Origin of the sequence: Mesorhizobium sp. M1328 (genome assembly GCF_040318075.1) — a bacterium.
Classification (GTDB): Bacteria; Pseudomonadota; Alphaproteobacteria; order Rhizobiales; family Rhizobiaceae; genus Mesorhizobium.
The window spans coordinates 42,501-60,436 of the sequence record NZ_JAMYLO010000002.1 but is presented as its reverse complement, the minus strand read 5'-3'; the positions used below and the strand labels follow the sequence as shown (position 1 = coordinate 60,436).

At 61.0% G+C, this 17,936-nt stretch carries 15 protein-coding genes, 1 tRNA gene and 2 rRNA genes (1 of these 18 only partly in view); 10 read left to right on the top strand and 8 right to left on the bottom strand.

What is annotated here, in order from left to right:
* Position 1 precedes the first annotated feature (1 nt).
* The 3 genes from NKH23_RS04825 to NKH23_RS04815 form a co-directional block, all read right to left on the bottom strand.
* Entirely contained in the window at positions 2–907 is a 906-nt protein-coding gene (locus NKH23_RS04825; protein WP_023722315.1) for a carbohydrate ABC transporter permease, read from the bottom strand.
* Between the two features lie 74 nt (positions 908–981).
* Complete coding sequence (locus tag NKH23_RS04820; RefSeq protein WP_023722314.1) at positions 982–2,298, bottom strand: ABC transporter substrate-binding protein; 1,317 nt, start codon at positions 2,296–2,298, stop codon at positions 982–984.
* A 359-nt stretch (positions 2,299–2,657) separates the two neighbouring features.
* Positions 2,658–3,353 carry a TetR/AcrR family transcriptional regulator gene (locus NKH23_RS04815; protein WP_352714071.1) on the bottom strand — a complete coding sequence of 232 codons (696 nt, stop codon included), beginning with the start codon at positions 3,351–3,353 and terminating at the stop codon, positions 2,658–2,660.
* A 106-nt stretch (positions 3,354–3,459) separates the two neighbouring features.
* Between NKH23_RS04815 and NKH23_RS04810 the strand changes: the two genes are divergently transcribed.
* Genes NKH23_RS04810 through NKH23_RS04800 form a run of 3 tightly spaced genes read left to right on the top strand, consistent with a single transcriptional unit; the run spans position 3,460 to position 5,953 of the window.
* Positions 3,460–4,656: a Tm-1-like ATP-binding domain-containing protein gene (locus NKH23_RS04810; protein WP_352714073.1), complete on the top strand. Its 1,197-nt coding sequence runs from the start codon at positions 3,460–3,462 to the stop codon at positions 4,654–4,656.
* An 11-nt stretch (positions 4,657–4,667) separates the two neighbouring features.
* A complete protein-coding gene (locus NKH23_RS04805; RefSeq protein WP_352714075.1) occupies positions 4,668–5,507 on the top strand; it encodes a phosphoenolpyruvate hydrolase family protein in 840 nt (279 codons plus the stop codon).
* 26 nt (positions 5,508–5,533) lie between these two features.
* Positions 5,534–5,953, top strand: a complete 420-nt coding sequence (locus NKH23_RS04800) for a cupin domain-containing protein (protein ID WP_352714076.1) — start codon at positions 5,534–5,536, stop codon at positions 5,951–5,953.
* A gap of 11 nt (positions 5,954–5,964) precedes the next feature.
* On the opposite strand, the gene NKH23_RS04795 is transcribed toward NKH23_RS04800, so the two are convergent.
* Positions 5,965–7,152, bottom strand: a complete 1,188-nt coding sequence (locus NKH23_RS04795) for a M24 family metallopeptidase (protein ID WP_353034290.1) — start codon at positions 7,150–7,152, stop codon at positions 5,965–5,967.
* A 365-nt stretch (positions 7,153–7,517) separates the two neighbouring features.
* Here NKH23_RS04795 and NKH23_RS04790 point away from each other — a divergent pair, with 365 nt between their 5' ends.
* The 7 genes from NKH23_RS04790 to NKH23_RS04760 all read left to right on the top strand — a co-directional run bounded on the left by NKH23_RS04790 (position 7,518) and on the right by NKH23_RS04760 (position 15,242).
* Positions 7,518–9,128, top strand: a complete 1,611-nt coding sequence (locus NKH23_RS04790; protein ID WP_352910506.1) for an ABC transporter substrate-binding protein — start codon at positions 7,518–7,520, stop codon at positions 9,126–9,128.
* Between the two features lie 292 nt (positions 9,129–9,420).
* Positions 9,421–10,407 (top strand): ABC transporter permease, encoded by a 987-nt coding sequence (locus NKH23_RS04785; protein WP_352910504.1) that lies wholly within the window; start codon positions 9,421–9,423, stop codon positions 10,405–10,407.
* On the top strand, positions 10,404–11,234 hold the full coding sequence (locus NKH23_RS04780; RefSeq protein ID WP_352910502.1) for an ABC transporter permease: 831 nt from the start codon (positions 10,404–10,406) through the stop codon (positions 11,232–11,234). The genes NKH23_RS04785 and NKH23_RS04780 overlap by 4 nt, the downstream gene beginning before the upstream one ends.
* Entirely contained in the window at positions 11,231–12,031 is an 801-nt protein-coding gene (locus tag NKH23_RS04775; RefSeq protein WP_353034287.1) for an ABC transporter ATP-binding protein, read from the top strand. The genes NKH23_RS04780 and NKH23_RS04775 overlap by 4 nt, the downstream gene beginning before the upstream one ends.
* A complete protein-coding gene (locus tag NKH23_RS04770) occupies positions 12,028–12,819 on the top strand; it encodes an ATP-binding cassette domain-containing protein (protein ID WP_352910497.1) in 792 nt (263 codons plus the stop codon). The genes NKH23_RS04775 and NKH23_RS04770 overlap by 4 nt, the downstream gene beginning before the upstream one ends.
* Positions 12,816–13,322: an L-2-amino-thiazoline-4-carboxylic acid hydrolase gene (locus tag NKH23_RS04765; RefSeq protein WP_352910496.1), complete on the top strand. Its 507-nt coding sequence runs from the start codon at positions 12,816–12,818 to the stop codon at positions 13,320–13,322. The genes NKH23_RS04770 and NKH23_RS04765 overlap by 4 nt, the downstream gene beginning before the upstream one ends.
* A 981-nt stretch (positions 13,323–14,303) precedes the next feature.
* A complete protein-coding gene (locus tag NKH23_RS04760; protein WP_353034284.1) occupies positions 14,304–15,242 on the top strand; it encodes a Vgb family protein in 939 nt (312 codons plus the stop codon).
* Positions 15,243–15,357: 115 nt separating this feature from the next.
* Here NKH23_RS04760 and NKH23_RS04755 read toward each other — a convergent pair whose 3' ends face one another.
* From NKH23_RS04755 to NKH23_RS04740, 4 genes are all read right to left on the bottom strand, one after another.
* Entirely contained in the window at positions 15,358–15,606 is a 249-nt protein-coding gene (locus tag NKH23_RS04755) for a hypothetical protein (protein WP_352910492.1), read from the bottom strand.
* 182 nt (positions 15,607–15,788) lie between these two features.
* Positions 15,789–15,865, bottom strand: a tRNA-Met gene (locus tag NKH23_RS04750).
* A 130-nt stretch (positions 15,866–15,995) separates the two neighbouring features.
* Positions 15,996–16,110 (bottom strand): 5S ribosomal RNA (rrf, locus tag NKH23_RS04745).
* A 76-nt stretch (positions 16,111–16,186) separates the two neighbouring features.
* Positions 16,187–17,936 (bottom strand): 23S ribosomal RNA (locus tag NKH23_RS04740); it runs 1,049 nt beyond the window's last position.

The following is a 17,936-nucleotide window of genomic DNA, read 5'->3' as shown; positions in this document are numbered from 1 at the left end:
CTCAGCGCTCCTTCACCTTGTTGAGGTATTTGACATAGATGTTGGTGATCGCCAGCACCATGATCAGCACGATGTAGGCGAGCGCGCAGGAACGCCCGGTCTGCCATTCCTGGAACGCCATCTTGTAGAGCCGGATCGAGATCAGCTCGGCCGTCGGCTGGCTGGTCAGGATGTAGGCGAGGTCGAAGGTCTTGAACGCCTCCATGGTGCGGAAGATGACCGCGATCATCAGGATCGGCGCAACCAGCGGCAGCGTTATGCGGAAGAAGGTGTAGAACGGCCCGGCCCTGTCGATCGCGGCTGCCTCGTAGAGATGCTTGGGCACGGCCGACAGGCCGGCCAGCGACAACAGCATGACGAAGGGCGACCACATCCAGATGTCGGTCAGCGCGACCGCATAGAGCGCCATTTTCGGATCCGACAGCCATTCGAAGGTGCCGAGGCCCAGCGCATAATTGATGATGCCGAAGGACGGATCGTAGAGCAGCTTCCAGAACAGGCCGACGACGGCCATCGACAGCATCATCGGCAACAACAGGAGCGTCGTCAGCAGGCCCTTGAGCGGAATGTCGCGGTTGAGCAGCATGGCCACGCCGAAGCCGACGAGCAGCTGGCCGGCGACCGAGATGATGACGTATTTTGCGGTGATGGCGAAGTTGGACCAGACATAGGGATCGCTGAGCAGGTCGCGATAGTTTTGCAGCCCGACGAAATTCGCCGCCGCGCTGGTCGAGGCGCGGAAATCGGTGAACGAATAGCCCAGCGAATAGATCAGCGGGAAGATGTTGAAGACGATCAGAAACAGGATCGTCGGGATGATGAAGAGATTGCGGATCGAAATGTCGCTTAGACCGCGAGCGGCGGCCCGCGAAGACCTGTCCAGCGTGGTGATCATCGTGGTCGCCAAGACCCTGCTCCCGGTTCAAAAATCAGAAAAAGAAACGGAGGAGGCACGAACGCCCCCTCCGTGAAACTTCAAACTTATTGGCCGCGGCCGTATTTCTTGAAGGTCGCGTTCCAGTCGGCTGCCAGTGCGTCCAGCGTCTCCTTGGCGGTGCCTTCGCCGCCGATCATGTAGGGATAGATGCGCTGGTTGAGCTGCTGCAGCAGTTCCGCATATTCCGGAACCGCCCAGAAGTCCTTGACCTTGAACATGGTCTCGTAGAACGCCTTGTTGTAGGGCGTGGCGTTCTGGAATTCGGGCGACTTGAGCACGGCGGCACTGCAGGTGTAGCCGCCAAGCGCTGCCCATTTCTTCTGGGTCTCGTCCTTGATGAACCATTCCAGGAACTTCGTCGCCTCTTCCTGCTTCTGCGAGTATGAAACGATGGAGATGCCCTGACCGCCGAGTGCGGCGAACTGGTCGCCGTTCGGGCCGGGAGGATTGGCGAAGAAACCGGTGTTCTTGGCATTCGGGTTCGACGCCTCGTTGATCAGCGAGGGGAAGAACGCGAAGTAGTTCATGCTCATCGCGGCCAGGTTTTCAGTGATCGCCTGGTTGTCCTCGACGAAGAACGACTTGGCCCAGCCCGGAGGCGTGAACTTGTAGAGTTCCTTGTAGGCGTCGAGCGCCGCGATCGCCTTGTCGGAGTTGATGAAGCCGTCGACCTTGTAGGTCTTATAATCACCCAGCTCGCCGCCAAAGGAAAACAGCGCGTTTTCGAAGCCCATCGCCATCGCGTCATACGAATTGTCGGTGTAGATGGCGATGCCGTATTTTTTCTGGTCCGGCCGGTAGAAGAACTCGGCGATGTCGCGCAGCGCCTTGAAATCCTTCGGCACGTCGAGATCGTAGCCATACTTGGCCTTGAAGGCTTCCTTTTCCTTCGGATCCTCGAACCAGTCCTTGCGGTAGGACCAGCCGACGGCGTCGCCTTCAAGTGGAATGGCCCAGTACTTGCTGCTGCCGCCCGGATATTCGGCGTAGTACTTCACCGTCGCCGGTGCCATAACGTCGCCGACCTTGTGCTTATTGAAGAAGTCGGTCAGGTCGACATAGTGGCCACCGGTCGAGCCGGCACCGAGCCATTGCGAGTCGCCGACGACCATATCATAGGCGTCGCCATGGGCGTTGAACTCGGTGAAGGCCTTGGTCTGGAAGTCGGGCCACGGTGTGGTTTCCACCGTGATCTTGACGCCGGTTTCCTTCTCGTACTCGTTGCCGAGTTCCTGCAGGTAATTGGCCGGATCCCATTCCGCCCAGAAGATTGTAAGTTCCTTTTCCTGCGCGTAGACGGACGTTCCGCAGGCGAGCACTAGGCCGATACCAGCAAGCAAGCTGGTCATTGTCTTGCGCATAATGATTTCCTCCCTTGTGCGCATTCTACCGCGTCATGCGAGCCGGCGGCGAGGCCGGCCCTGGTAGTCCTCCCGTGACGGCACCGTTCCGGTTTTTGAGCCTCCTCGTTCGACCGAAACGGATCTTAGCCTTCACCCTTTGATCCGCTTTATTTGCCCTGATCTGGTATTACCAATTTCAGACGAACGTCAAGCCCTTTCTTGGACGGTGGCGGACACGCAGACAAGTTGGTTTCTGCGATATCTGCCTGTTTTCTCTGAATTTTCCTACTCCTTGATACATGAATGCCTTGCTTGGGCCGCTGCATCGCTAGTAGTATGAATAGTCAGGTTGAAAATCTGGTCGAACCAGATTGGCGTTATCTAGCGGCCGACGTCGGCGCGATCCCATCTCCTTCAATCATCGATTCGGTCATAGCCGCGCGCACCAGAGCGCCGGCCGCCCATTGCGCAACCGACATCATACTGCGGCTATCCAATCCCCATATATCCTTCAATACGATCAGCATCTCAACACCGAAGATCAATGACAGCGCCTGCGCGAGCCGCTTGAATTCGCGCGGCGGCAACCGGCCTTTGAGTGGCGCGATCGCATCTTTCAAAAGATCGACGCGATGGCCGCGCGTGAAGGCAGGTTCGCCGTCAAGCGTGCCTGCCTGTCGCTGCGCCCACTGGTCGAGCGACAGTTTCAGCGCCGCCTTGAACGTCGCTTCGAAGACCTCGATGCGCGGCATGGCGGTCTCGAACAGCTCGGCGACCCGGCGCTCGGGATCGGCAGAGCTCGATTTCCAGGTAAGGATCGGCCCAAGCCCCTCATCGACCACCGCCTGCACCAGCGCCGCCTGGCTCGGAAAATACCGATAGGCGGTGGCGCGGGAGACTTCCGCTGCCTCCGCCACCTCGCTGACGGAGGGCGTGGCGCCCGCCTGCATCAGCTTTGTCGCCGTCTCCAGCATGAGACGCCTGGTGCGCGCGCGGGCCCCGCGCTCTACCCGCGGGTTCGGCCCTTGGCCGGCGTCGTCGTTCACTGTCGCTTGTTGACGTGAGACATCCATGTCAATACGATACGCGCGTCTCAAAAAATTGCAATGGCCCTTCGCCCGTCGAACGGCCGGGCAAAGGGGCGGCAGCGCCGAGCACGCCCAAGACCGGGGAAACGCGATGAAGCGCATCTATGTGGTGGGCACCGCCGACACCAAGGGTGAGGAACTCGCATTTCTGTCCGATGCGGTCGCGGCTACCGGCGCTTCGATTGTCCGCGTCGACATCGGAACACGCGGCGCGACCGTGCCGGTCGATGTTTCGGCAGGCGAGGTCGCCAGCCACCATCCCGAGGGTCGCGGTGCCGTGCTCGGCATCGACGATCGCGGCACCGCGGTGGCGGCGATGACCACCGCCTTTGCCCGGTTTGTTCAATCGCGCGGCGATATTGCCGGGATTATCGGCATCGGCGGCGGCGGCGGCACCTCGATCATCACTGCAGGCATGCGCACGCTGCCGCTCGGTCTGCCCAAGATCATGGTTTCGACCTTGGCCTCCGGCGACACCGCGCCTTACGTCGACGTCTCCGACATCGTCATGATGCCGTCGGTGACCGACATGGCCGGCCTCAACCGGCTTTCGCGTGTCGTGCTGCACAATGCCGCCCAGGCGATATCAGGCATGGCGGCAAAGCCGGCGCCGCCGGCCGACGGCAGACCCTCGATCGGCCTGACCATGTTCGGCGTCACCACGCCATGCGTGACCGCGATCGCCGATGAGCTTCGTTCCACCTATGACTGCATGGTCTTTCATGCCACCGGAACCGGCGGCCGCACCATGGAAAAATTGGCCGACAGCGGCCTGTTGTCCGGCGTCATCGACATCACAACGACCGAAGTCTGCGACTTGCTGTTTGGCGGCGTGCTGCCGGCGACCGAAGATCGATTTGGTGCCATCGCCCGCACCGGGCTGCCTTATGTCGGCTCGGTCGGCGCGCTCGACATGGTCAATTTCTGGGCGCCGCCGACAATTCCGGAACGCTATCGCGGCCGGCTGTTCTATGAGCACAATCCAAACGTCACACTGATGCGCACCACTGCCGACGAAAGCAGAACGATCGGCGAATGGATCGGTACAAGGCTGAGCCTCTGCCAGGGTCCGGTCCGTTTCCTCATTCCGGAGAAAGGCGTGTCGGCGCTCGACATCGAAGGCGGCGCCTTCTTCGACCCTGAAGCCGATGCAGCTTTGTTCGAGGCGATCGAGCGTACCATCAAACCCGCCAAAACGCGGAGCGTGCTGCGCCTGCCGCTGCACATCAACGACCCCGAATTCGCCTGGGCTGCCACAACGGCCTTCCTCGACATCGCCAGACAGTGAGACACCAAGACATGACCGCCATACCGCGCAAGAAAATCCTGGAGAAATTCCGTAAGATGATCGCGGACGGCGTTCCGATCGTCGGCGGCGGTGCCGGCACCGGCCTGTCGGCCAAGGCAGAGGAAGCCGGCGGCATCGACCTGATCATCATCTACAATTCCGGCCGCTACCGCATGGCCGGGCGCGGCTCGGCCGCCGGCCTGCTCGCCTATGGCAACGCCAACGAGATCGTCAAGGAAATGGCCTACGAAGTGCTGCCGGTAGTGAAGAAGACGCCGGTGCTGGCCGGCGTCAACGGCACCGATCCCTTCGTCATCATGCCGCTGCTTTTGGCCGAGTTGAAGACGATGGGCTTTTCCGGCGTGCAGAACTTTCCGACCATCGGACTGTTCGACGGCCAGATGCGGCAGAGTTTTGAAGAAACCGGCATGGGCTTCGGGCTCGAGGTCGACATGATTGCCGAAGCGCACAAACTCGACCTGTTGACCACGCCCTATGTCTTCAACCCCGATGAGGCGCGCGCCATGACAAAAGCCGGCGCCGACATCGTCGTCGCCCATATGGGGGTGACCACCGGCGGCTCGATCGGCGCGACATCGGCTAAATCGCTGGACGACTGTGTCAGCGAGATCGACGCCATCGCCAAAGCGGCACGCTCAGTGCGCGAGGATATAATCCTGCTTTGCCATGGCGGGCCGATCTCGATGCCGGACGACGCCAGATATATTCTGGAGCGCTGCAAGGGCCTGCACGGGTTCTATGGCGCCAGTTCGATGGAGCGGCTGCCGGCGGAAGCCTCGATCGCCAGGCAGACGGCGGATTTCAAGGCCGTCACGTTCGGCGCTGCGTAGAGACCAGCAAAAAGAAGGGTGGGACGATGACCGACAACAGCAAGGTATTCGTATACCCAAAAGATGTCAGCGCCTTCGGCTTCGACTGGGGCAGGCTGTCGCTGACGGTCGCTCCCGAAGTGAACGGCGCAAAGCGATTTTCCGGTGGTGTCGTCGACCTGCCGTCAGGCAAGGGCCATACGCGTCATAACCATCCGGGTGCCGAGGAGATCATCTTTGTCATCTCAGGCAATGGCGAGCAGATGGTTGAAGACGAGAAGGGCAACCCGGTCGTCGAGAAGGTCGGCCCCGGCTGCACCATCTATGTGCCGGAAAGCCGCTTCCATTCGACGCTCAATACCGGCGACGGGCCGATGCAGCTTTTCGTCGTTTACTCGCCGGCCGGGCCGGAACTGGCCTTGCGGGAGTTGCCGGATTTCGGGTTGATCCCGCCGGGCGGGAAGTGAGATAAAAGCGCCTAACCCCCGCCCCTGTTCCAGCTCCTGCCCCGATCGCCGAACATGACGTAACCGGCATCGATCACCGCCACCGTATCCTCCAGCTTGATGAAGCCGCGCGTCGGGTGGAGCATGGTCGTCTCAACCGAAAGCACCATGTTTTTCTCCAGCGGCTTTGCGGCATAGGTGCCTTCATAGGTCACCGGATGGTTGGTCATCAGGAACGGCGCTTCATGCGTGATCAGCCCCATGCCATGCGCGAAGAAATCAGTGTAGGCCGCAACCTTGGATTTCTTCAGCACGCCTTCGGCATGAGAAATCATGTCACCGCCCAGCGTGCCCGCCTTGACCTTGGAGAAGGCCGCCTGCTGCACTGTCTCGATCTCGGCTAGTAGATCCTCGAGTTCGGCGTCAGGCTCACCCAGCACGCCCATGCGGCAGAGGTCGCCGATATAGCCGTGGTAGTTGCCGCCGGAGTCGATCGACATCACCTCGCCCTTCTTCCACGCCTGCGGCGAGGCGGCACGGTTGTGACTGGAGCCTAGCGTCAGCAGGCAATATTCGAAATGCGCGCCGCGATTGGTTTCCTCGCGCCTAAGCTGTTCGATGATCTCGCTCTTCGTCGTGCCTTCGCGTGCCCAGCCAATGGTCGCCAGCATAGAATCGGTGATCAGCTCGGAGGCGATGCGCAGCTTCTCCAGCTCCGCCTCGGTTTTGATTGCCCGCATGCGCTCCAGCATATCAGTCGCGTCGATCAGCTTGGCATCCGGCAGCGCCTTGCGGATCAGCATATAGGCGTCGGACGGCAAGAAGGCGGGCTCGATGCCGATGCGGGCATTGTCTTTGCCGATCTTTCGCAAATGCTCGACCGCCAGATTGGCGGCATCGAGCGTACCCCAGCAGGCGGCATGCAGTGTCGGCGTCCAGAACGGATGGTTCTGGTGCTCGCCGCCCTCCATGCGGTTGCCGATATAGGCGGCATGCTCCGGCCCGCCTTTCTCATAGCCGACGACAGGCAGATAACGGCTGTGGCCGATTGCATCCATGGCGGCGAAGAAGATGAACTTGTAGCCGCCAAGCAGATATTGCGTGTTGTGCTTGGAGGTGGCGAGCAGCACGTCGATGCCGGCTTCCTCCATCAGCCCGTCCACCCTGGCCTGGTCGAACGGCACGCTGCCGACGGCATTCTTGCCTGGGGCAATGTTCATGTCTCTCTCCCTGAAATCCCTTAGCCGGCCGCTCGCCGGCACCGGCTTTTCCGGCTCTGATCCTCGGCTATGCTTAAATCTGCATCATTTTGCCCGATCTGGTCCAGCCAGAACGGGCGAACCAGCCCCAAAAGCTGCTCCACCTGCTGCACTTTACTCCAGTCTGGTCTTGCCAGAACCGCGCATCGAACCGTTTCTGTATAACTGGTCCAGCGGACGGAAATTTCAAAGCCACGTGGGGATGCGCCAATTCCGTCTCTGGCGAAACCCCGGACAAGGCCCATAATCAGCTTTGCAGGATGCTTACGAGCGTCCGAGGGGTACGGCGGACCCGGCCGGGTCCGCGGAGAGGACGGAGTTCGATCATGCCAGAGTTCACCATTTCCAGACGTACGATGCTGGCCGGTTCGGCATTGCTGCTGGCCTCTACCGCCATGCCGACGATCGGCTCGGCGCAGACGCCGAGAAAGGGCGGACGACTGGTTGTCGCCGCTGATTCCGAGCCGCGCAATCTCAATCCGGCGATTGTCGCCTCGAACGGCGTCTTCTTCATTTCGAGCAAGATCGTGGAAACCTTGGCCGAGGCCTCCTTCGGCGGCAAGGACGGGCTCGAGCCACGGCTGGCGCTCAGCTGGGAAGGTGCCGCCGACGGCCTGTCGGTGACGTTCAAACTGCGCGAGGGCGTCAAATGGCATGACGGCAAGCCCTTCACCTCAGCCGATGTCGCCTTCTCGGCGCTGCAGGTCTGGAAGCCGCTGCAGAATCTCGGCCGCACCGTGTTCAAGGATCTGGAGGCAGTCGACACGCCGGACGAAGTCACCGCCGTGTTCAAATTCGCCAAGCCGACCCCGTTCCAGCTGATCCGCAACGCCTTGCCGGCGCTGAGCAGCGTGGTGCCCAAGCACATCTACGAGACCGGAAAGATCGAGGACAACCCGGCCAACAACGCCCCGGTCGGCACCGGACCGTTCAAATTTGCCGAATACAAGCCCGGCGAATATTACCGGCTGGAGAAGAACACCGACTATTGGGGCAAGGACGAGCCCTATCTCGACGAGATCATCTATCAGGTGCTGCCGGACCGCACGTCGGCGGCCAGCGCCCTGGAAGCCGAAGAGATCCAGCTCGCCGCCTTCTCCGCCGTGCCCCTGGCCGATCTCGACCGCATCTCCAAAGTGCCCGGTCTCAAGGTGATCACCAAGGGTTATGAAGGGCTGACCTATCAGCTCGTCGTCGAGATCAATCATCGCCGCAAGGAGCTGGCCGACCTGAAAGTACGCCAGGCGATCGCTCACGCCATCGACAAGGATTTCGTCGTCAAGACGGTATTCCTTGGCTATGCCGCGACCGCCACTGGCCCGGTGCCGAAAAACGACCCGCAGTTCTACACCGCCGACGTGCCGACCTACGCCTTCGACGTCGCCAAGGCCAACGCCTTGCTTGACGAGGCCGGCTACAGCCGAGGCGATGACGGCAAGCGCTTTTCGCTGAAACTGCTGCCGGCGCCCTATTTCAACGAGACCAAGCAGTTCGGCGACTATCTGCGCCAGGCGCTCGCCGCCATCGGCATCGACGCCCAGCTGGTCAACAACGACTCGGCCGCGCATATCAAGGCTGTTTACACCGACCACGCCTTCGACCTTGCGGTCGGGCCGCCGGTGTTCCGCGGCGATCCGGCGATCTCGACCACCATCCTGGTGCAGAGCGGCATTCCCGACGGCGTGCCCTTCTCCAACCAGGGTGGCTACAAGAACGTCGATCTCGACGCCCTGATCGCCAAGGCATCGGAGACGCTCGACACCGCCGCCCGCACCGAACTCTACAAGGAGTTCCAAAGAAAAGTCGCCGCCGACCTGCCACTGATCAACGTCGCCGAATGGAGCTTCATCAGCGTCGCACGTGACACGGTCAAGAACATCGCCAACAACCCGCGCTGGGCGGTATCGAACTGGGCGGACACCTGGCTGGAGGGGTAAGCTGCGGGTAGATTGAGATTGACCTTCGCCAATAGGTGAAGTTGGTAATGTCCGTGCTCGACGATACCCCCCTCTGTCCTGCCGGACATCTCCCCCTCAAGGGGGGAGATTGGTTTGCTTTGACGCTGGCCCTTCCGTCAACGATGTTTGCGATTGGCGCCACGGCGAGTGACTACCGATCTCCCCCCTTGAGGGGGAGATGCCAAGTTGTGGCAAAGAGGGCAGGACAGAGGGAGGTGCTCAGGCGCGGCATTTCTCTTGATCGGCGCATCGCCAAGCACCCGGCGCCGCCATGAGCCGCGCTCTCATCCTCCTTCGCCGCCGTCTCGTCGGCAGCATCTTCGTGCTGCTGATTGTCGTCATCGGCACCTTCCTGTTGCTCGAAGCCGCTCCCGGCGACGCGGTCGATGCCTATATCGTGTCGACCGGCGGCGACGCCGGCATGATCGAACTGCTGCGCCATCGCTGGGGCCTCGACCAGTCCGAGCTGACGCGACTGGCCAACTACCTCTGGGCGCTGCTGCATCTCGATCTCGGCCAATCGGTCACCTTTTCGCGGCCGATCCGCGATATCATGCTCGAGCGCCTGCCCAACACGCTGCTGTTGATGGGCAGCGCCACCGCGCTCTCCTTCGGTCTCGGCTCGGTGCTCGGCATCTATGCCGGCGCCAGGCCCGGCAGCTTTCGCGACCGCTTCCTGTCCGTAGGTTCGCTGGCGCTCTATGCCGTGCCGGGTTTCTGGCTGGGGCTTGTGTTGATCGTCGTCTTTGCCGTCGACCTGCGCTGGTTGCCGATCGGCGGCATCGAGAGTATCGCCTCGGCCAGGACCGGCCTCGATCGCGCCGCCGATATCGCCCGCCACCTCGTCCTGCCGGTTTCGGCGCTCGGCTTCATTTATCTCGCGCTCTATCTGCGCATGATGCGCGCCGGTATGGCCGAGGTGTGGCGACAGGATTTTGTGCTGGCCGCCCGCGCCAGGGGACTTTCCCGTCGCCGCATCGTGCTCGCTCACATCGCCCGTAACGCGCTGTTGCCGCTGGTCACCATGCTCGGCCTGCAGTCCGCGCAAATGCTGGGCGGCAGCGTCGTCATCGAAAGCGTCTTTTCCGTGCCAGGCCTTGGCCGGCTGGCGCAGGAAGCGGTGGCCGCGCGCGACACGCCGTTGCTGCTCGGCATCATTCTCGTCAGCGCCGTTCTGGTCGTCATCATCAACCTTCTCGTCGACATCGCCTACGCCTTCCTCGATCCGCGCGTCGGGGCCAGTGAGGCCGGCGCGTGAGCCCGCTTCGCCGCTTTCTCCGGACCCCGGAAGCAGTCGCCGGGGCGGTCATTCTGGTGGCGCTGTTCGCCGTGGCGCTCGCCGCGCCCTTGCTCTTTCCCGGCGATCCGCAGGCGATTGCCGGGCCGGCATTGCTGCCGCCATTCCAGGACTGGTCGCTGCCACTGGGCACCGACCGCCTCGGCCGTGACGTACTTGCCGAGCTTTTCCACGGCGCCCGCACCTCGCTGGCGGTCGGGCTGGCAACAGCCGCCGCCGCCCTTGCCGTGGGCGCCGTGATCGGCACGGTGGCCGGCTTTGCCGGCGGCCTTGTCGACGAGGTGCTGATGCGCATCACCGACGCTTTCCAGACCGTCCCAGCCTTCCTGCTGGCTTTGGCTTTCGTCAGCATCGTCGGGCCGTCGCTCGGCGTCGTCGTCGCGGCGATCGCACTGGGCGCCTGGACCGGACCGGCACGCGTGGCGCGGGCCGAAGTGCTGTCGATCCGCGAGCGCGATTTTGTTGCCGGCGCCCGCGTCATCGGCATGCATCCGCTGGAGATCGCCTTTCGCGAGGTGCTGCCCAACGCATTGCCGCCGGTATTGGCTTTGTCGTCGGTGATCGTCGCCGCGGCGATTCTCACCGAAGCGGCATTGTCCTTTCTCGGCCTCGGCGACCCCAACCGCGTTACCTGGGGCGGCATGATCGCCGAAGGCCGCGCCGTGCTGCGCACCGCGCCCTTCCTGTCGATCATTCCGGGCGTAGCGCTCGTGCTAACCGTGCTCGGCGTCTATCTCGCCGGCGAAGGCGTCGTCGAGACCACGGCGATGAGGAGGAGCCTGTCGTGACGGCGCTTGCTTCGATCCGCAATCTGACGGTGACCTATCGCCGCGACGGCGCCGAGGTGGCGACGCTGAAGAATGTCGGCTTCGACATCACGGCCGGCGAGCGCTTTGCCATCATCGGTGAAAGCGGTTCGGGCAAGAGCACGCTGGCGCTGGCCATTGCCGGGCTGCTGCCGGCCACCGCCAGGATCGAAGGCCGCATCGATTGGCTCTTGCGTCAACCTGCAAGTCTTCGCGACCATGCTCCAATCGGCGGCCGTGACGTCGGCTTCATCTTCCAGGATCCATCCGCCAGCCTCGACCCGGTGATGCCAATCGGCATGCAGATCGCTGAGGTCGCCTACACGCATCTCGGCCTCGGCTGGTCGCAATCCTACGCCAGGGCGAAAACCCTGCTCGAACGCGTCCGTCTGCCCGATCCCGATGCCGCCCTGAGGGCCTACCCACATAAGCTCTCCGGCGGCCAGAAGCAGCGCGTGGCGATCGCCGCCGCGATTGCGGCCGGGCCGAAACTGCTGATCGCCGACGAGGCGACCAGCGCGCTGGACATCGTGCAGGCCGAGATCGTCGGGTTGATCCGGCGACTAGTGTCCGAGGACGGCATGACGCTGCTGTTCGTCAGCCACGACATCGCGCTGGCCGCCGAGCTTGCAGAGCGCATCGCGGTGTTCCGGCACGGCGAGCTGCTCGAGCTCGGTTCGACCGCCCAAATCGTCAGTGCGCCGCGTCACGCATACACAAGGGCGCTGCTCGACGCCAATCTCGGCCTAGACGCCGAGCCGCTGCTGCAGCGAACATGACCAGTCCTCTGCTGGCCGTTTCCGGCCTGACCAAACGATACGGTCGCGGCGGCAAGACCATCGCCGCGGTCGACGACGTTTCCTTCCACATCGAACCCGGCGAGACGCTGGCGCTGGCCGGACCTTCCGGCAGCGGCAAGTCGACGATAGCTCGGCTCATACTGCGGCTCATCGAAGCCGACGCTGGCCAGGTCGAATTTGAAGGCAGCGACCTCCTGTCGCTGAACGGCGCTGCCTTGCGCGACCGGCGCGCTCGTCTGCAGATGGTGTTTCAGGATCCGCTCGCCGCCTTGAACCCGCGCGCCACGGTGGCGCGTGTGCTCGACGACCCCTTGCGCATTCATCATATCGCCTCTCGTGCCGAGCGCCCGCGCCGTATTGCAGCTCTGCTGGAACGCGTCGGCCTCAGCACCGGTCTCGCCGGCCGCGCCATTCACGAAATCTCCGGCGGTCAGCGCCAGCGCGTTGCAATCGCCCGCGCCATCGCCACGAAACCGTCGCTGGTCGTGCTCGACGAGGCCGTGTCGGCGCTCGACGTTTCGGTGCGCGCGCAGATCCTGCGGCTGCTGCTCGACCTTCAACGCGAGGAGCGCATCGCCTATCTGTTCATTTCGCACGATCTCGGTGTCGTCCGTGCCATCGCCCACCGCATCGCCATTCTGGACGCCGGGCGGATTGCCGAGAGCGGCGATGCCCGCACCGTCATCGACGCGCCGCAATCCGCGGTCGGCAAGGCGCTGGTGGCGGCAGCGCCGAGACTGTCAAGGATCGAACAGGACGCATCATGACCCACGCCGAAGCCCGAGCCGAAAAACTGTCGCGCGAACTCGATTCCGCCTTCCGCAACCGCGCCGATCTCTATCGTCTGTTGCTCGACGAGCTAACCGCGGAAGTTGGCGCGGAAAGGGCTGAGGCGATCATGATCCGCACCATCGATCGGCGCGGCAAGGAGGTTGCGGCGGCGGCCTTCGCCGATTTCGGTCCGAACGACGCGCCGGCAATCGGCGAGGCGTTCCTCGCCGTCAGCCCGGATGGCGGCCGCATCTATCCGACCGACGTCGAACGCGGTCCGGACCGCATCGCCTTCAAGGTCAGGCGCTGTCCGCTGAAGGACGCTTGGGTCGAAGCCGGCGTCGGCAACGAGAAGCTCGCCACGCTCTGCCGCATCGCCGGCGCCTTCGACCGTGGCCTGTTCGAGGCCACCGGAGTGCGCTTCGACAACGTCACCTGGACGCCGGGGCACGGTTCCGGTTGCTGCCACATCGCCTTGACCAACCGGGATGCCGGCTAGAGCCGCATCCATGCAGCACATTCAGGTGTCGGCGAGATTGTGGAATTCCGTCCCCGCGCGCGCTGCTCCGGTGTTTGGCAGCACGCCCCAAAACAAAAACCCCGGCGCCGTAGGGCTACCGGGGTTCGATATCAAAACGAAAACGGCCCGCACAAGGCGGGCCGTTTTCGTATTTGGTTGCGGGGACAGGATTTGAACCCGTGACCTTCAGGTTATGAGTCGGACAGCCAATTACTTAAGTAATTGAAATTTAAATCAAAAGATCGGTAGTCATAATATTTGTGCGAAGATTTGTGCGAGTTTGTGCGCCTGATTCGTGGCCAACGCACGTTTTCTTATACCATGTAACCACTTGATTCCTAAAGAAGTTTACAAGTCCCCTCCTCCCGCCGTTCGGAAGTCTCCCGAATTCTTCACCGCCTGCTTCGTCTGGAGCCACCGCTCGCTCTCAAAAGGAAGGGATGAGCGGTGGCGAGAAGAAGCAAGGAGGGCCTGCCTTTGGTAAGCCCGTTAAGCCGGGCTGAAAGCACGGTAGCGATCGGCGCCATGATCCTCATCGGGAACTGCGCGGCTGAAGAGATACCGACAAGAAATGCTGAGCTTCTCTCTCGCGTACTTCTTACACTCATTTCAGCAGCGGCGATGTCGGTACGTGTACTATGAACCAGCCGCCGAGTGGCCTGGCTAAGGGCGTGCGACGTATGCTCATTTCCAAGAAGGAGCGTCTTTCCAAACCGAAAGAGTTCGAAACTCCTGGCGCCTGAGAGCTGGATGCTGTCGGATCCCTCCGCAAGGCCTCGGAGCGTTTCGGCTTCCGGTGCTGCCGTCCAAAGTATATGATCTAGCTAGCCGGCCGCACCAAGCGAAAGACGCTTGAACACAACCATCGTAGCCGTGATGCCAGGGGGGCTTGCGGTTGGCCGCTACTTGGAATGACCAGAGCCAGTACGGCGAGGTGGAATTCCCCTGATGGAGGGGCAAATGGGAATCCAAACAGCAACATACGCAATCGCTTTTTCGATAGCAGCTTCGGCTTGGGCAACTCCGGCAGCTCCCGAAAAACCCCCTGAGGTGCTCATAGAAGCGACAATAGAGCGTGGCGGCGATTTCTTAGCCTTCGGTTTTGACTCTCTCTGGATGATGAGTGGCCGTAAGCTTGTTCGGATCAATCCAGACGACAACTCTGTTGCCGACATTCCCATTGAGGGGGCTGTCGGCAGTTACCGCGGGATTTCCGTCGGCGAGGGCGCCGTCTGGGTGCCGGATGTCGGCAGCAAGACAATCTACAAGGTAGACCCGCACGCAAACAAAATCGTCCTGCAAATACCGTCCCTCCTATTCGACAGCGAAGGTAGCATCGGAGTCGGTGAAGGTGCCGTATGGGCCGTCACCGGTAGCAATGGCCAGATCCTGGCTCGCTATGATGCTCAGACTGGGAACGAGGTCGCGAAGGTACCGCTGCCATCTGCCAGCTCCGGCGTAGTCGCAGACTTCGGGTCCGTCTGGGTTACAGGAACTGCGAAGAGTGAATTGTACCGTGTCGATCCGAAAACGAATCAGATCGTTACGACAACTGCTCTCAACCCAGAGCCGCGGTTCCTGACGTCCGGCGAAGGATCGATCTGGGTCCTCAATCAGGGCGACGGAACCGTCCAGCGGATCGATGGCAAAACCGGTGAGCTTCTCGCCACCATCGAGGCTGACGCCGCCGGAAAGGGCGGAGATATAGCAGCCGGAGGCGGCTTTGTCTGGGTATCAACGATACTCGTCCCGGTCATTCGCATTGACCCGAATACGAACTCGTTCAGTGGCAAGTTCAAGCGCCCATTCGGAGTGTACCTAGGCGACGGTATCCGTTATGGAGATGGTTCGCTATGGATCTCCGGCAACTCGATCTTCCGCATCAAGCCGCCGGAATAGTTCGTTGCCGCGTGGCTCTTGAGCTTTTGGCGCGAACTCGATTCTGTCCGTTATTGGCGGATAACCGATGGGGTTTCAACACTATCGACCCCTTCCGGACCTTCCGCTTTAGAAATCAAACTCCTTCAGGAGGAGCGAAAAAGCAGTTCACGTCTTCCTCCGTGGTGATCCGGTGGTGGTCGCCGGGGTAGAGAGTTACCACGAAGCCGTTCGGTCGAGTCTTCACTGCAGCGTAAGGAATTCTTTGGCGGTCTCCATCCTCAGGATCGCCCTTGCAGCACGCAAAAGGATAGGTCCATCGGTTGGCGGCCTCGTGTGCGTCTGCAAAATCAGGATGGATCGACGAGAAGAGAGCTGTATCCATGCAGCACATTCGGGTGCCGGCGAGGACGTGAAACTCCGTCCCGCCCGCGGTGCTCTCCGGTGTTTGGCAGCACGCCCCAAAACAAAAACCCGGCGCCGTAGGGCTACCGGGGTTCGATGCATTTTGTGCAGGGGTGGTATCAAAACGAAAACGGCCCGCACAAGGCGGGCCGTTTTCGTTTTTGGTTGCGGGGACAGGATTTGAACCTGTGACCTTCAGGTTATGAGCCTGACGAGCTACCGGGCTGCTCCACCCCGCGTCAACCCTAAAGGTAAGCCTTGGCTCACCGAATTCAAGCTTCCGCCAAATGAAAGGGCCGCTTGCGCGGCCCGGAGTCCCGTTGGCGGGCCTGTTCGTAAGGAGAAGATTAAACAACGTGCGCTTGGCAGACCTGGCAGCGACCTACTCTCCCGCGTCTTGAGACGAAGTACCATCAGCGCTGGAGCGTTTCACGGCCGAGTTCGGAATGGGATCGGGTGCAGCCGCTCCGCCATAACCACCAGGTCGGCAAAACGCACGTTGCTCGAGAAGCTGCTTTCTGTGCCATCCATCGTGTTCACGATGGGCATTAGGAATGAGAACGATCAAGCCGATCGAACTATTAGTACCGGTAAGCTTCAAGCGTTGCCGCTCTTCCACACCCGGCCTATCAACGTGGTCGTCTTCCACGGTTCTCAGGGAATACTCGTTTTAAGGTGGGTTTCCCGCTTAGATGCCTTCAGCGGTTATCCCGTCCGGATATAGCTACCCTGCTATGCGGCTGGCGCCACAACAGGTCCACCAGAGATCCGTCCATCCCGGTCCTCTCGTACTAGGGACAGATCCTTTCAATATTCCTACACCCACGGCAGATAGGGACCGAACTGTCTCACGACGTTCTGAACCCAACTCACGTACCGCTTTAAATGGCGAACAGCCATACCCTTGGGACCTGCTCCAGCCCCAGGATGCGATGAGTCGACATCGAGGTGCCAAACAACCCCGTCGATATGGACTCTTGGGGGTCATCAGCCTGTTATCCCCGGCGTACCTTTTATCCGTTGAGCGATGGCCCTTCCACGCGGGACCACCGGATCACTATGACCGACTTTCGTCTCTGCTCGACTTGTCAGTCTCGCAGTCAGGCAGGCTTATGCCATTGCACTCAGCGAACGATTTCCGACCGTTCTGAGCCCACCATCGCGCGCCTCCGTTACTCTTTAGGAGGCGACCGCCCCAGTCAAACTACCCACCATACATTGTCCCGGACCCGGATAACGGGCCGCGGTTAGACATCCATAGTGATAAGGGTGGTATTTCAAGGGTGGCTCCACCTGAGCTGGCGCCCAGGTTTCAAAGCCTACCACCTATCCTACACATGCCACTACGAATGCCAATGTAAAGCTATAGTAAAGGTGCACGGGGTCTTTCCGTCTAACCGCAGGAACCCCGCATCTTCACGGGGAATTCAATTTCACTGAGTCTATGCTGGAGACAGCGGGGAAGTCGTTACGCCATTCGTGCAGGTCGGAACTTACCCGACAAGGAATTTCGCTACCTTAGGACCGTTATAGTTACGGCCGCCGTTTACTGGGGCTTCGATTCAGAGCTTGCACCCCTCCTCTTAACCTTCCAGCACCGGGCAGGCGTCAGACCCTATACGTCGTCTTGCGACTTCGCAGAGCCCTGTGTTTTTGATAAACAGTCGCTACCCCCTGGTCTGTGCCACCCTCCCATGCTTGCGCATGAAAGGGTCACGCTTCTTCCGAAGTTACGCGTGCAATTTGCCGAGTTCCTTCAGCATAGTTCTCTCAAGCGCCTTGGTATACTCTACCAGTCCACCAGTGTCGGTTTCGGGTACGGTCTATAAGGAGGAGCTATTTCCTGGAACCACGCAGCAGCCCTTTCAATCCGATAAGATTGGACTACCTCAATGATCCGTCACTTCCTCCAGGCCCACGAATATTAACGTGGTTCCCATCGTCTACGCATTTCTGCCTCGACTTAGGGGCCGGCTAACCCTGCTCAGATTAGCTTTAAGCAGGAACCCTTGGACTTTCGGCGGGGGAGTCTCTCACTCCCCTTACGTTACTCATGTCAGCATTCGCACTTCTGATACCTCCACCACCCCTCACGGGTATGGCTTCATCAGCTTACAGAACGCTCCGCTACCGCTTGCATTGCTGCAAACCCTAAGCTTCGGTGTATGGCTTTAGCCCCGTTACATTTTCGGCGCAAAGACCCTTATTTAGACCAGTGAGCTGTTACGCTTTCTTTAAATGATGGCTGCTTCTAAGCCAACATCCTGGTTGTTTTGGGATCCTCACATCCTTTCCCACTTAGCCATAACT

Coding starts and splice junctions, on each gene's coding strand:
- NKH23_RS04760 (WP_353034284.1), top strand. CDS start 14,304: ATGGGAATCCAAACAGCAACATACGCAATCGCTTTTTCGATAGCAGCT.
- NKH23_RS04810 (WP_352714073.1), top strand. CDS start 3,460: ATGAAGCGCATCTATGTGGTGGGCACCGCCGACACCAAGGGTGAGGAA.
- NKH23_RS04790 (WP_352910506.1), top strand. CDS start 7,518: ATGCCAGAGTTCACCATTTCCAGACGTACGATGCTGGCCGGTTCGGCA.
- NKH23_RS04815 (WP_352714071.1), bottom strand. CDS start 3,353: ATGGATGTCTCACGTCAACAAGCGACAGTGAACGACGACGCCGGCCAA.
- NKH23_RS04805 (WP_352714075.1), top strand. CDS start 4,668: ATGACCGCCATACCGCGCAAGAAAATCCTGGAGAAATTCCGTAAGATG.
- NKH23_RS04795 (WP_353034290.1), bottom strand. CDS start 7,152: ATGAACATTGCCCCAGGCAAGAATGCCGTCGGCAGCGTGCCGTTCGAC.
- NKH23_RS04755 (WP_352910492.1), bottom strand. CDS start 15,606: ATGGATACAGCTCTCTTCTCGTCGATCCATCCTGATTTTGCAGACGCA.
- NKH23_RS04800 (WP_352714076.1), top strand. CDS start 5,534: ATGACCGACAACAGCAAGGTATTCGTATACCCAAAAGATGTCAGCGCC.
- NKH23_RS04785 (WP_352910504.1), top strand. CDS start 9,421: ATGAGCCGCGCTCTCATCCTCCTTCGCCGCCGTCTCGTCGGCAGCATC.
- NKH23_RS04770 (WP_352910497.1), top strand. CDS start 12,028: ATGACCAGTCCTCTGCTGGCCGTTTCCGGCCTGACCAAACGATACGGT.
- NKH23_RS04820 (WP_023722314.1), bottom strand. CDS start 2,298: ATGCGCAAGACAATGACCAGCTTGCTTGCTGGTATCGGCCTAGTGCTC.
- NKH23_RS04765 (WP_352910496.1), top strand. CDS start 12,816: ATGACCCACGCCGAAGCCCGAGCCGAAAAACTGTCGCGCGAACTCGAT.